This is a genomic window from Macrococcoides bohemicum, from assembly GCF_003259675.1.
In the GTDB taxonomy this organism is placed as follows: Bacteria; Bacillota; Bacilli; order Staphylococcales; family Staphylococcaceae; genus Macrococcoides; species Macrococcoides bohemicum.
Map to the genome: position 1 here is coordinate 219354 of NZ_PZJG01000002.1, position 13849 is coordinate 233202.

At 34.1% G+C, this 13849-nt stretch carries 15 protein-coding genes and 1 riboswitch; of the genes, 7 read left to right on the forward strand and 8 right to left on the reverse strand.

Annotated elements, in window-relative coordinates; genetic code table 11:
• Positions 1-31 precede the first annotated feature (31 nt).
• A riboswitch (TPP riboswitch) is annotated at positions 32-134 on the forward strand.
• An 83-nt stretch (positions 135-217) separates the two neighbouring features.
• From BHX94_RS05670 to BHX94_RS05700, 7 genes are all read left to right on the forward strand, one after another.
• Positions 218-790, forward strand: coding sequence for a thiamine phosphate synthase (locus tag BHX94_RS05670; RefSeq protein ID WP_146606903.1), 573 nt, complete (start codon positions 218-220; stop codon positions 788-790).
• Positions 763-1875, forward strand: coding sequence for an NAD(P)/FAD-dependent oxidoreductase (locus tag BHX94_RS05675; RefSeq protein ID WP_170120769.1), 1113 nt, complete (start codon positions 763-765; stop codon positions 1873-1875). The genes BHX94_RS05670 and BHX94_RS05675 overlap by 28 nt, the downstream gene beginning before the upstream one ends.
• On the forward strand, positions 1859-2056 hold the full coding sequence (gene thiS, locus BHX94_RS05680) for a sulfur carrier protein ThiS (RefSeq protein ID WP_096077580.1): 198 nt from the start codon (positions 1859-1861) through the stop codon (positions 2054-2056). Before BHX94_RS05675 ends, thiS begins: the two co-directional genes overlap by 17 nt.
• Position 2057: 1 nt before the next feature.
• Positions 2058-2825 (forward strand): thiazole synthase, encoded by a 768-nt coding sequence (locus BHX94_RS05685; protein WP_111745262.1) that lies wholly within the window; start codon positions 2058-2060, stop codon positions 2823-2825.
• Positions 2822-3811, forward strand: a complete 990-nt coding sequence (locus BHX94_RS05690) for a HesA/MoeB/ThiF family protein (protein WP_111745263.1) — start codon at positions 2822-2824, stop codon at positions 3809-3811. Before BHX94_RS05685 ends, BHX94_RS05690 begins: the two co-directional genes overlap by 4 nt.
• 129 nt (positions 3812-3940) lie before the next feature.
• Positions 3941-6622 (forward strand): YhgE/Pip domain-containing protein, encoded by a 2682-nt coding sequence (locus BHX94_RS05695; protein WP_111745264.1) that lies wholly within the window; start codon positions 3941-3943, stop codon positions 6620-6622.
• Between the two features lie 64 nt (positions 6623-6686).
• Complete coding sequence (locus BHX94_RS05700; RefSeq protein WP_096077584.1) at positions 6687-7520, forward strand: YitT family protein; 834 nt, start codon at positions 6687-6689, stop codon at positions 7518-7520.
• A 24-nt stretch (positions 7521-7544) separates the two neighbouring features.
• Here the strand turns inward: BHX94_RS05700 and BHX94_RS05705 are convergent, their stop codons facing one another.
• From BHX94_RS05705 to mbhE, 8 genes are read right to left on the reverse strand one after another with little or no spacing between them, the layout of a single operon-like run.
• A complete protein-coding gene (locus BHX94_RS05705) occupies positions 7545-8456 on the reverse strand; it encodes an alpha/beta hydrolase (RefSeq protein ID WP_170120770.1) in 912 nt (303 codons plus the stop codon).
• 13 nt (positions 8457-8469) lie between these two features.
• Positions 8470-8805, reverse strand: a complete 336-nt coding sequence (gene mnhG / locus BHX94_RS05710; protein WP_232508252.1) for a monovalent cation/H(+) antiporter subunit G — start codon at positions 8803-8805, stop codon at positions 8470-8472.
• Between the two features lie 43 nt (positions 8806-8848).
• Entirely contained in the window at positions 8849-9127 is a 279-nt protein-coding gene (locus tag BHX94_RS05715) for a Na(+)/H(+) antiporter subunit F1 (RefSeq protein ID WP_096077587.1), read from the reverse strand.
• Complete coding sequence (locus BHX94_RS05720) at positions 9124-9612, reverse strand: Na+/H+ antiporter subunit E (protein ID WP_331463395.1); 489 nt, start codon at positions 9610-9612, stop codon at positions 9124-9126. Before BHX94_RS05720 ends, BHX94_RS05715 begins: the two co-directional genes overlap by 4 nt.
• Position 9613: 1 nt before the next feature.
• On the reverse strand, positions 9614-11080 hold the full coding sequence (locus BHX94_RS05725) for a proton-conducting transporter transmembrane domain-containing protein (RefSeq protein ID WP_111745266.1): 1467 nt from the start codon (positions 11078-11080) through the stop codon (positions 9614-9616).
• On the reverse strand, positions 11073-11399 hold the full coding sequence (locus BHX94_RS05730; protein ID WP_111745267.1) for an NADH-quinone oxidoreductase subunit K: 327 nt from the start codon (positions 11397-11399) through the stop codon (positions 11073-11075). The genes BHX94_RS05725 and BHX94_RS05730 overlap by 8 nt, the downstream gene beginning before the upstream one ends.
• Positions 11396-11821 carry a monovalent cation/H+ antiporter subunit B gene (locus BHX94_RS05735; RefSeq protein WP_096077591.1) on the reverse strand — a complete coding sequence of 142 codons (426 nt, stop codon included), beginning with the start codon at positions 11819-11821 and terminating at the stop codon, positions 11396-11398. Before BHX94_RS05735 ends, BHX94_RS05730 begins: the two co-directional genes overlap by 4 nt.
• Complete coding sequence (gene mbhE, locus BHX94_RS05740) at positions 11808-13820, reverse strand: hydrogen gas-evolving membrane-bound hydrogenase subunit E (RefSeq protein ID WP_242446660.1); 2013 nt, start codon at positions 13818-13820, stop codon at positions 11808-11810. The genes BHX94_RS05735 and mbhE overlap by 14 nt, the downstream gene beginning before the upstream one ends.
• Between the last annotated feature and the right edge of the window lie 29 nt (positions 13821-13849).

The window sequence follows — 13849 nt, forward strand, 5'->3', positions numbered from 1 at the left end:
TCTAACTAGTGGTAGGCTTAATACAGAATTAAATATTTGCTAGGGGTGCCCACAACGGGCTGAGAGGAAATTATTTCCGACTCTTTGAACCTGACTTGGTTAGAACCAACGTAGGGAAGCGTGATTGAATTTTAGTGATTTATTTATACTAATTCCAACACCCACTAGCTTTTTTTAGTTAGTGGGTGTTTTTTTCGAGGTGAAAAGTGTGTTTATCATGATTACATCCCCAAAACCTTCAATCACCGTTCTCAATCAAATCATCCAGGTTCATGATGAAATAGATGGCGTTATTTTAAGGTTTGATGCAGCAGAGAAAGATATTATTCATTTCATAAACCAGCTGATAACAAGAATTCCTAAAGATAAAATTATCGTGCATAACAATCCAAATATTTTATTTGCATGTCATTTAACGAGAATTCACTTTAAAGAAAGTAATTCTGAAATAGATACCTTTAGAAATAATCATCCGGAAATACAAGTCAGTCAAAGCGTTCATTCTTTGGCATCAGCCAAACACGCTGAATCGCTCGATCTATCATTTGTTTTATTTGGTCATGTCTTCCCTACACCGTCCAAACCTGATTTACCACCCAGAGCAGCAGCTCAAATTGATGCAGTCACTCATATTGATATCCCTGTAGTTGCATTAGGCGGCATCAGCATCGACACAATAAGACAGTTAAACACTAATTTTTCAGGCTTTGCCGGTATCAGGTTATTTATAAACAAGCAAGATTTTCTTGCAGTAAAAAAGGAGTGGTTACTACGTACGACATCGTTGTAATAGGTGGAGGAATTATCGGAGAAAATATTGTGTACGCACTTAAAAGCCATACAGATAATATTGCAATCATAGATGATGCACATGGTTATAAAGCAACACACGCTGCTGGAGGTATGCTCGGGGCACAAAATGAATTTACAGAAGATAGTCCTTTATACAGACTATCTGTGCTTGGTCAGCAAATGATGCCTGATCACATTCAGCAACTGGAAAACTTGACTGGATTATCTATTGACCTACAACAACACGGATTGCTTAAAATCGCTTCACCTGGAGATGAAGAGAATCTAAAGACTCAATACGATTTTCTAAATTCAAAGCATGAACAATTTGAGTGGATAGCTTCAAAAGCGTTATCTTCTTATGCGAACGGTTCAATTAATAATGCGTTTGAGCAGGCAATGTGGATTCCTACAGATGGTCAAGTCAATGCTGGTAAATATTTAACTGTTATAAAGTACGCAAATCAAGATATTCCTCATATTTCAGATCACGTCAAATCCATTAATTACGTAGATGATAAATATCACTTATCAATAAGCGATAAAACCATCATCTCAGACAAAGTCGTTATTGCAGCTGGATGTAAAAGTGAAGATTTACTTAACATGCTTGATATAGATTTCCCGATGCAAGGCGTGAAAGGAGAAGTCCTGACGTTATATCATCCCGATCTTTATTTAAAAGAAACACTATTCCAGACAAACGGACATTATATTGTCCCTAAATCAGACAATCATTATCTGATTGGTGCAACAACTTCACTTGATACAAAGCAACAACCAAGTGCAGAAGGTGTAAAATGGTTACTTGAAGAAACGTTTAAACTAATCCCGAAATTACGCGACAGTACCATCGTCAGCATTGATTGTGGATTCAGACCAGATACCACGTTGCATCGACCTGTCCTCGATCAGTTAGATGAAGGATTATTTCTAGCAACGGGACACTACCGCAATGGTATCTTATTATCACGTATTACAGGAGAATTTATGCGTCAAATGATCTTTGAACAAGATGGAGAACTGTATCAACAATTTCAAAAAGATTTTAAGATAGGAGAAATTTATGAAAATATACATTAACGATGAGCCTTTTGAAACAGACAAAACAAATTTATCTGACTTACTCGCAACTTTTACAAGTGATAAAAAGAGGATTGTAGCGCTTGTGGATGATGTTCCCATCGAACAATCTAAATGGCAATCTATCACTTTGAAACCCGAACAAAAATTAGAATTACTAGAATTCGTTGGAGGCGGCTAATATGTTAAAAATAGGACCCTTGGAATTATCTTCTCGTTTAATATTAGGAACAGGCAAGTTTAAAGATGGAGAGACACAAAAGAAAGCAGTTGAAATCAGCGAAACAAATGCGTTAACTTTTGCAGTACGACGTATGAGTTTATATGATAAATCACTCCCTAACCCACTAGAATCTGTAGATTTAGATAAATATATCACCTTTCCAAACACAGCAGGCGCAAAAACAGCTGAAGAAGCGGTAAAGATAGCAGAAATTGCACGTAGTGCAGGTATGTGTGACATGATTAAAGTTGAAATTATCGGTGATGATACAACGCTTCTACCAGATAGTATCGAAACATATAAAGCATGTGAGATTCTTTTAGAAAAAGGATATATCGTATGCCCATACATCCCTTGTGATGTCGTCCTTGCAAAAAAATTAGAGGCATTAGGTTGTCATGCTATTATGCCACTTGGTGCGCCGATTGGGACAGGCCTTGGTATCAATGATCCATTAAATCTAAAATATATTATCGATGCAGTTAACGTCCCAGTCATCGTTGATGCAGGTATTGGTTCACCTAAAGACGCAAGCTTTGCGATGGAACTCGGTGCAGATGCAGTGTTACTCAATACAGCTGTCTCAAATGCAAAAGACCCGATTAAGATGGCTGAAGCAATGAAATATGCCGTACAGGCTGGTCAACTCGGATTTGAAGCAGGACGCATTCCTAAGAAATATACTGCCCAAGCATCAAGTCCTATGGAAGGTCTTGAGTTTCTATGAGCGAACGATTTGATCGACAAATCAAATCACCTGGTTTCGGACAAGCAGCACAAGATAAATTAAGCAGCAGCACATTTCTTATTATTGGAGGCGGCGCATTAGGAAGTACAGTAAGTGAAATGCTTGCTAGAAGTGGTGCTGGACATCTAGTAATTTGCGATATGGATGTTGTATCACTTAGTAATCTACATCGTCAAAGTCTTTTTGATGAAGCAGATAGTGCTGCTTATACTTTAAAAGTTGATGCTTTAGCGTCGCACATCAACCGTATAAATAGTAATGTAAAAGTGACTACGCTATCTGAAGAAGTGACAGTAAAGAATATCGAATCCATTATTGAAAAATATAAACCACTTCTCACCGTTGACGGTACTGATAATTTTTCAACGCGTTATATCATTAATGATGCGTGCCATAAACATAATATCCCATGGATATATGGTGCGTGTCTAAATGTACATGGAACTGTTTATGGTATAGAAAATCAACCATGCTTGAGATGTATTCTGCCTAATGAACCCAATACCGGACAAGATTGTGCTATTTCAGGCATTATGCCACAAACTGCTCACCTCGTTGCAAGTATTCAAGTTTCAGAAGTAATGCATTATATCAGTCATGGTCATTTTTCAGGAAAACTTACAACAATAGATTGTGAAAAAATGATATTTAAAAGTAGAAATATTGATGCCATACACAATCCTGCATGCCCTACATGTACCATTAAAGATTATCCTTCACTTAAACAGTCATTTACCCATGTCACTAAGATGTGTCGAGGGAAATATCAAACTCACATACCTTCTTCTTTATTTAATAACATAAACAAACATATTATTCATCAAAATGAACATTTCAAATTACTTTCTTTCATGGATCATAAGATACATCTCCTTAATAATGGCCGTATTATTATATTTGATGTATATTCTAGTAAAGAAGCTATAGCTGTTATTGAAGATTTGATAAAGTATGCACAAAAATAAAAAGACATATAATATATGTCTTTTTATTGTATCTTTCCACCCTATTTGTTATATTGATATATACCGTTTTTTTAAAATGATGTTATAAAAATGTGCATAATTATTATATTAGTATAAAGAAGGGATTACATGAAAAACGCATATCAACTATTCTTACATGACCTAAAAAATATTAAACGCACTCCGAGCTTTATCATCTTACTCATTGGATTATCAATATTACCATCATTTTATGCATGGTTTAATTTGAAGTCCTCATGGGATCCTTATTCCAACACAAAGTATTTACAAGTCGCTGTTATCAATCATGATACTGGAGCGGAAGTTAAAGGAAAAAAAGTCAATGTTGGTAATCAACTTGTCAAATCACTTCATAACAATGATAAGTTTGACTGGAAATTTAAAAATAATTTGAAAGATGCTAATCACAAACTGCGTATGGGGGAATACTACGCAATTATTCATATTCCAAAAAACTTTTCTAAAGATATGACGAGTATTTTTCACAAAGAACCAAAACGCGCCCATATCGATTATAAAGTAAATCAAAAAATTAATGCTATTGCGCCTAAGATGACAAATGCAGGCGCTACTGCCATCACTGAATCATTAAACGAAAAATTTGTAGATGCTGCCACAAAAGCACTTTTACAGGAAAGTAATCGAGCAGGCATTAAAATTGAAGATCAGATTCCTCTTTACCACAAGATTGAGAATGCAGTATTTGATGCTGAACGTGCACTTCCGGATATCGAACGATTTAGAAAGGCTGTAATTAAAATCGATGAACATCAAGGTGACATCACAAAATATGCTGATGAATTCTACAGCTTAAATCAATATCGCGACAAACTTAATGGCGGTGCTGACAAAATCATTGAAGCAAATCAACATACATCAGATATAAATGCATTAGGTCAGATGATTGTTAATCTTAATAATAACTTACCGCGTATTGAGAATGCATTACAAAGGGCAAATACGATTGAACAAAAGTTTCCAGAAATCAATAATTCTGTGCAACAGGGCATCGAAGCTACTACTAAAGCACAACATGTTTTAAATCAATCCCAAAATGCTATGCCTGAAGTTCATAACAAGATTAATACTGCCCAGGAAGTAGATAAAAAAGGACAACAGAAATTAAGCACAGTTGATATCAAACCTGCCTACACAGCACTACAAGAAGGGCTCAATGCAATCAATCGCTTAATCGCAGATCAAGCCACTACAACAATAGATATGTTGAATCAGTTAAATGAACTTGCTCAGCAAAAGCCAGGGGCATCTGAGACGCTAACAAAGAATTTAAAAGTATATCAGGATAACATTAATCAGACTATCCGTTTCAACAATGAGATGATTCGTATTATGAATGATGTGAATGATTTAGGATTTGATACAACTGCAATTTCAAAGGAATTGAATAACGTCAACCAGTCACTTGATGCTCTTAATAAAACAATTTCAAGTGCTATATCACAATCTAGGTCAAATCAATCTGTTAATATTAATCAGGAAGCTATTAAATCAGCACAAAACTCACTTAAAGCGTTGAACACTTTCTCTAATACAACAATGCCAGATATTTTTGAAAAAGGACTATCAAGCCTTAGTGGTGACTTAGATTCTATTGCGCAAAAATTAAACACTGCGCAAGCATTTGCCAATAAAGTCGATGGCATATTAATTGAAGCATCCCGTGTTACTAATGAAGCGAATACAACACTGAACCAAATTAACCAACAACTTCCATCACTCGAACAACGCTTCAAACAAATTAATCATACAGCTCAGACAAACTATCCGTTGTTCAAATCAAAGATTGGTCAGGCAAGCAATTTTGTACAATCTGATTTACCTAGTGTATTAAATGACTTGGAACGCTTGAGTAACTTTGCTGAAAAAGACTTACCTGGTGTATTAAATAAATATGATAGTACATCAAAATTATTAAAGAATAATCTCCCGGGTGCACAAAATGGTATTCATGACCTTGCTCAATTCGCGCGTGATGAACTACCGGCTATCGAAAAAGACATTAAAAAATCTGCCAAAAAACTAAGAAGTTTCGATCATAAAGATACTTTAAATAAACTTGTTAAATTGCTGAAAAATGATATGAAGAACCAATCTGATTATTTTGCTAAACCTATTCAACTTGATGAAACTCAAGTATTTCCAATACCTAATTATGGTTCTGCTAGTGCACCGTTCTATACAGCATTAGCACTTTGGGTCGGAGCGTTGCTATGTGGTAACTTACTTACTACTGAATTAAGAGATCCGGCGATTAAAGACAAGTTTAGTTTACGTGAAATATATCTTGGCCGAATGATTTTATTTCTTCTAATCAGTATCGCTCAGGCAATAATCGTCGTACTTGGTAACTTGTTTATTTTAGATGCTTATGCAAAGCATCCTGTATTAAATGTAATATTTGCAATTCTTGTTGGACTGGCATTCACAGTTATCGTCTATACGCTTGTAAGTTTACTTGGCAATATCGGTAAAGCAGTTGCCATCATTATTATGGTATTGCAAATTGCCGGTGGGGGTGGCACATTCCCAATACAAGTTACACCATTGTTCTTCCAGCGTATACATCCGTTCCTGCCATTTACTTACGCTGTAGACTTACTGAGAGAAGCTGTAGGTGGTATCATCCCTGAACTGACATGGTCAAAACTTGGATTTTTATATTTGATCACAGCCATTATTTTTGCGTTCGGTTTAGCCATGAAACCTAGATTTGAACCGATTAAGAAAGGATTCTATGCTCGAAGTCAGGCGAGTAACTTAGTAGAATAAGCACCCTATTATTTTTAAAATATTGTTGATATAATGGCTTTACATGATTAAAGGAGTTTTTCAATTGAATTATCAGGATAACTTATTATTCAAGACATTCATTACAATAGTAGGGTCGTTTCTTATTGCATTTGCATTTAATGTCTTCTTATTACCTAATGATGTATTGAGCAGTGGTATCGGAGGACTTGCTTTACTATTAAATAAATTATTGCATGTTGATGCAGGCCTATTAAATCTTCTATTAAACCTGCCTTTATTGATACTTGGATTTATGAAATTAAATAAATCTGTAATGTACAATACAATACTGAGTGTAATTGTTGTTTCGTTTTTTCTAACTGTCATTCCGACAGAAAGCATCGCAAATGAACTTTTTGTAAATGTAATTTTTGGGGGTGTAATCGTCGGTATCGGTGTTGGTATCATCCTAAAATATTCAGGTACTACAGGTGGCATGGACATCGTAGCGATGATTATCAGTCAAAATAGCAATGTATCTATCGGTCTTATCATGACGATTCTAAATGGTATTATTATTATTTGTTCAGGTTTCTTATTTGACTGGAACCTGGCGCTGATGACTTTACTTTCAATATATATTACCGGCAAGACTGTTGATACAATCTTTACATCCAATATTAAATTAACCGTTAATATTATCACTTCTAACTATGAAGCGGTTAGACAAGGTTTAATTGATGAGATTTATCGTGGTATCACTGTGACAGATGTTTATGGGGGGTATTCTAACGATCAGAAACACATGATTACAATGGTGCTTACACGTTATGAATTACCTAATGTCATCAAGATTGCTAAAACTCACGATGAAAATTGTTTTATCAATGTTTATGAAACAACCGAAGTTCATGGAAATTTTGCACGTAATCAATAAAAAAACAAAGCACACTGTATTCATTTACAGTGTGCTTTGTTCATCTATAATATTTTTAAAAAAATTTATTTCATCTATAGTACATTGCTTTGCATTCGATCTTCTAATATCCATTTGAAAGTTGTGTTGCGCAAAAAAGTCACCTCTACCATACTCTCTATATATCGTTTTAATACCACTTCTTCTCAGATAAAGAAGTATTTCTGGTGCCTTACCCACAAGCAAGTCATTTACACTACTTGCAACAAAAGTAGGAGGAAAATTTTTATCAATAAATGGTTCACAGTTAATTTCATTTTGTTTCTTGTGAAAATCTTTACCAACATAATCCTGCATTAAACCTCTAACCATAAAGCGTGTAAAGGATTTTTTCTTTGCAATCGCTATATCGATTGCATTAAAGAAACCGCAGTTAATAGCAATACCCAATACATTAATAATTGGTAGCTCTATCTGAAAAAATTGATGGTATCTAGGATTATTAAGTATCGTCACATATTGCGCCATAATTTGAGCACCTGCCGAATCGCCTATCATAAATAACTGGTTAATATTTAAACTGTATTGTCCATGGTTTTTATGTAACCAGTGCATACATTCATTAAGCTGGACAATCGGTGTAGGATACTTCAGCTTTGGCGCTAAGTCGTAATCATAGCTTACTACAGCAAAACCATGTGATGCGAGCGTCATGCAATATGCTTCATATGTTTCTTTTGTAGAATATACATATCCTCCACCATGAATATTAACAATGATAGGATAGCGTTCCTTGCGATAATATGGATAATAAATATTCAGCGTTGCATTCTTTTTACGATTGGTATATGTAATATCTTTTATAGCACGGACTCCATCAGGCTTCTCATTAAATATATCTTTATACTGATCCATCGTCTTAATAAATGTGTTAAATAACATTGATTGAATCGTCACTCTTGTCACTCCATTATTTATCTTTTGATAACGCCTTGTCCTTAGAAGTTTTCTTTTGAGTAGGCAGCAAATCATTTAAATGCTTACCTTTTGAACCTTCAACTTTCATCTCTACACCACTATTATACGCAGCACGTGTAATGAGATGTCCAGCGACAGGACTTGTTAAATATAAGAAAAATATACCGAGCAACAACCGAAAACTCACATAACCATCATTGACGATAAAATAAACGAAAACACCGATTAACGTAAGTAATACAGCAAGTGTGGAGCTTTTTGTCGCTGCATGACTTCGTGTATAAACATCTTTAAATATCAATATGCCTATTGCGCTAATAAGTGCCATAATACTACCTACAAAAATAACAACCGAAAGAATGAGATTGATACTATCGTTTACGTTCAAAGATAACACCTCGCTCGATAAATCTTGATGTTGCGATTGTACTGATAAACGACAATACACCAATAATTAAAATCGCTTCTAAAAATAGCGTCGTATCCATGATTAAACACATAATACTTACACTCGACATTACCATCGCACCAATACTATCGAAAGCTACTACTCTATCCGGTAAGGAAGGTCCAGCAATAACACGATATAACACTATCATTATAGCAATACCATATATCACTAGTGCAGCTTGAATCAGTATCATACTCATGTTTCTCCTACCTCCTTAATAACGCGTTCATAACGTTTAATAGATTTTAATAATTTCATATTTTCTGATGGTGTCGCATGTAATGTATGGATAAATAATTTCTTATTATCATGTGATAAACGAAGCACTACTGAACCTGGGGTTAATATAATCAGCATCATTAAACTTGTAATTTCCCAATTCTTCTTCATCGATGTATTATATGTGACAACCCCCGGAGCAATCTTGTGCGGAATAAATAAGATGTGATACATCGTTGAAAGACTTGAGCTCATAAGTTCATAGTTGAAGATCAAAACAAGCTTTAATAAAATCATTACCTTCCATAAATAGAACTGATGTCCGAAAAAACGATGTATGATGTAGAGAATAATAATACCGATTAAATATCCTTTTATAAACGTTGATAAATAGATGCGATCTTCATCCACCATAAGCACCCAAATCATAGCGATAAATAAATTTAATACAACCTGTGCGATAATCTTATCCTCCCATCATGACATTTTCTATATAGCGTTCGTAATGAATTGCTGATAAATGTTGTTGTAACGGTGTAGCAAAAATAGAAATCATACAAGTGATGACTAATACCACGCCAATTACAGTCAACTTCTTACCATATGGTTTATTTAATTCATGTCTTTGTGCATCGTTCAGCTGAACACAAGATCGATTCTCTTCTCCAAAGAACAAAGTGATAAACATACGTATCATCGCAAACATTCCTACGAAAGTACCAATAACCATTACTATTGCATAACCTAGTGGATGCGCATCCATACCAGCTTGCAGTATCAATAATTTTCCGGGAAACCCTCCTGTAAAAGGCATTCCTCCTATCGCAAATACAAAAAATAGCACAATCATGGCGGTAACTTTAGCATGATAAAATAATCCTTGTTTATATTTCATATTGATAAGTCCAAATCTTTTTACGATGAGACCTGCTAAAAGAAATAAACAAGATTTCACCAACATATCATTTAACGTATACATCACTGCACCATCTATACCTTTTTGACTAAATGTAGAAATGCCATAATAGATGATTCCTATAGATAATATAATCTGGTAACAAAACATCAATTTAATTTCTTTGTATTTGATAACACCTAACATACCGATAATGACTGTAGCAGTAGCCATATATAAAATAATAGGTGATAACATGGACTGATAAGGTACGAAGATTACTGTTGTTGTTCTTATCATCGCATAGACGCCTACTTTAGTTAATAACGCCGCAAATACTGCACCAATTTCGTAAGACAACACACTATAAGATCTTGGTAGCCAAATAAATACAAATAATGCTGATTTTAAACTAAATACTACGACAAATAATAAAACGATGACGGCATGTTCAGGAATAAACCCAGCTTCCTCCATTCGCATTCCTAAATGAGCGAAATTTAATGTACCATATACACGATACAAAATTCCAATACCAATCAGAAATACCCATGAACCAATCAAATTTAATACAACGTACGTAATACTCGCCTTAAACTGATATTTTTTCTTACCGACAACAATTAATATAAACGATGACAGTAACATAACTTCAAACATTACAAATAGATTAAAGATGTCGGCAGTTAAGAAAGACCCGTTTACACCAGCCAGAATAAATAAAATAAAAGGTACTGTTAAGTCTTTGAGTTGGTTAATATATTGGAAATATAGCACAACAATCACTACAACGATGCTCACAATAACGAACAACAAACTCATCAGATCCCCGTAAAGTTGGATTCCGTATGGTGCACTATAACCACCTAAACTTAAAATAATAGGTTTTTCTATAGAAGAATAAGCTAAGACAATAGTAGTAATCAAACTTATAAATAAAATAGCAATAGCAATCGTATATATTCTTTTATCCTTTAAATACGTAAATACACCTAATAATATAGGAATTAATACAGGTACAATCAATAAATTACTCATCTGTACCTCCTAAACTATCAACTTGATTATCTTTATTCATTTGATAGTTTCTATATACTAAAACTAATAGCAGTGCGGTTGTAGCAAAACTTATTACAATGGCAGTTAATATGAGTGCTTGTGGTAAAGCATCAACATCAGGAGTATGGTCATCAATAAAAGGTAAGTCATTTCCCGGATAAGACATTGAAATTAAATATAAATTTGCTGCATGACTTAAAACACTCGTACCAAGTACAACGCGAATTAAATTTTTAGACAAAACTAAATTTACGCCTACATATACTAGTATTGCAGTAATGATTGTTAGTATCGTCATTTTACATCACCACTAATCGATAGAAGAATAGTCATCACGACGCCCACAACTGTAAGAAGAATGCCAAACTCAAATAATGTAACGCTCGACAAATGCAATTCGTTCAGCACAGGTACGTGAATATATATATCTTCATGATTTAAAAATGCATGTCCAAACAATATAGGTACAACCATAACTGTTAATGAAATGATAATTCCAATAGAAATTAATTTATGAAATTCAAAAGGTAATAACTTACGTATTCTCTTAGCATCAAATGTCAGAAACATCAGGATGAATGCTGAACTAAAAACTAGTCCACCAATAAATCCACCACCTGGTGCATTATGACCATTAAAGAAAATATAAAATCCAAAAGTTAAAATAATAATAATTACAATTTTTGAAATACTTTCTAATAATAAATCATTTTCCTTCATGAGTAGCTCCTTTCTTCAATATCGTATAAATCCCAAAACCAGCAATCATAATAACGATACCTTCCAGCATCGTATCGAAAGCTCTGAAGTCTCCCAATATCGCATTGACTACGTTTTTTGCACCAGCAAGTTTATAACTATTGTTATAGTAAGTAGAAATCGTTGCGAATGTTTCTGTCTGATTACTTTGAACCATCACTAAGAATACAATTGCAGCAATTGCAAATGATATGCCATGTCTCAATAGTTTATACAGTATATTCGGCGCTTCTTTCTCCAGGTTAGGTAAATGGTAAAAACAAGCTAAAAATAAAACTGTCGTAATCGTTTCTATAACAAGTTGCGTTAAAGCAAGGTCAGGTGCCTTCAGCTGCATAAACAAAATACTAATGCCATAACCCACTAAACCAATCATTACTACTGCTGTCATCCTACTTTTAACGAACAGAAGCCCTAATGCACTAATAATCATCATGACACCAACTATGACAGTAAAAGCAGTTATTTCGTACTTAATTGACCAGCCGAAATCAATATTAGCAATTAAGTTAGGTAATATTAATGCAGCAATAAATATATAAAGATATATTGCATAAACATTTAATGTCCCAGTCATCAGTATCGATAATGATTGAGAAGCAATATATTCTTTCGTCCTTCCAATAAAGTGATATGCCTTGTTAAGTGATAAATGATCAAATGCTGCATATAGATGCTGATATAAACCAGTTTTAAGTACTGCAAAGCCACTTAAAAATATCAATAAAGTCAGCATTAGGGGCGGTGTAAATCCATGCCACGCTGAAACATGCTTTAAATTTAAATTGACTTGCTCTGAAACAATCGGACTGATAAACAGCTCCTGAACTTGATTTGGAATAAAGAATAGAATAAGCGTAACGATCATAAGTAAGATACCACTTATATCAATTAATGGAGATAACACTTTAGTCTCAACAGTACGTTCTCCCATAAATGGTCGAATGATTAACACAAAACAGTATATAAATGTTCCGATACTGCCAATGACTGATAATATTAAAATAATGTATAGTATTACATGTTCATTTCTCATTTCATACAATGCAGTAATCAACATCTCTTTAGAAATAAAACCACTTAAAAACGGTAATCCGGCCATTGCTAGAGCTGAAATAAGCATAGTAATGAAAGTTACGGGAAGATTATGTCTTAAACCAACGAGCGTATTCATATTCCTTGTACCTGTAGCTAAATCTACAATACCTGTTCCCATAAAAAGGGTTGCTTTATAACATGCGTGACTCAAAATAAGCAAAAGTAATCCATTATAAGCATAATCTCTAATATGGAAGTCACTCTGTGGAAAAGCGATGATACCGATTAATATAACCATCATGCCTAACTGACTAATTGTAGAATAAGCAAGCAATGCTTTCATATCATGCTTAGAAATTGCTACAACGCTGCCCATTACCATCGTAATAATACCTACAATAAGTAATACGTAAGCGAGAAATTCATTGTCTATGTATAGGGGTAATAATTTAATCAATAAATAGATTCCAGCCTTAACCATCGTAGCTGAGTGCAGTAATGCACTTACAGGGGTAGGTGCCTCCATTGCATCCGGCAACCATATATGAAAAGGAAACTGAGCTGATTTACTAAATGCTCCTATCATAATGAGGACTATACTAATAATAAATGTAGTATCTTTGCTGAAATTACCGGATAATATTTGATCAATTTGTGCGGTACCGGCAATATTGTTTAATAGTAATAAACCAATCAACATAATACTTCCGCCAAGAATCGTAATTACAAATGATTTCAGGGCACCTTGATATGATGGTGCTTTATTGTAATGAAAAGCAATTAACAGAAAAGAGGCTACACTTGTTAGCTCCCAGAATAAATAAAGAATAATTGTATTATTAGCTAGTACGATACCGTACATCGCGATAATGAATAACGTTAAACTTGAATAAAAGTAACCGTGTCTTTCATATTTCTTCATATAAAATAAACTATAAAAAATCACTAAAA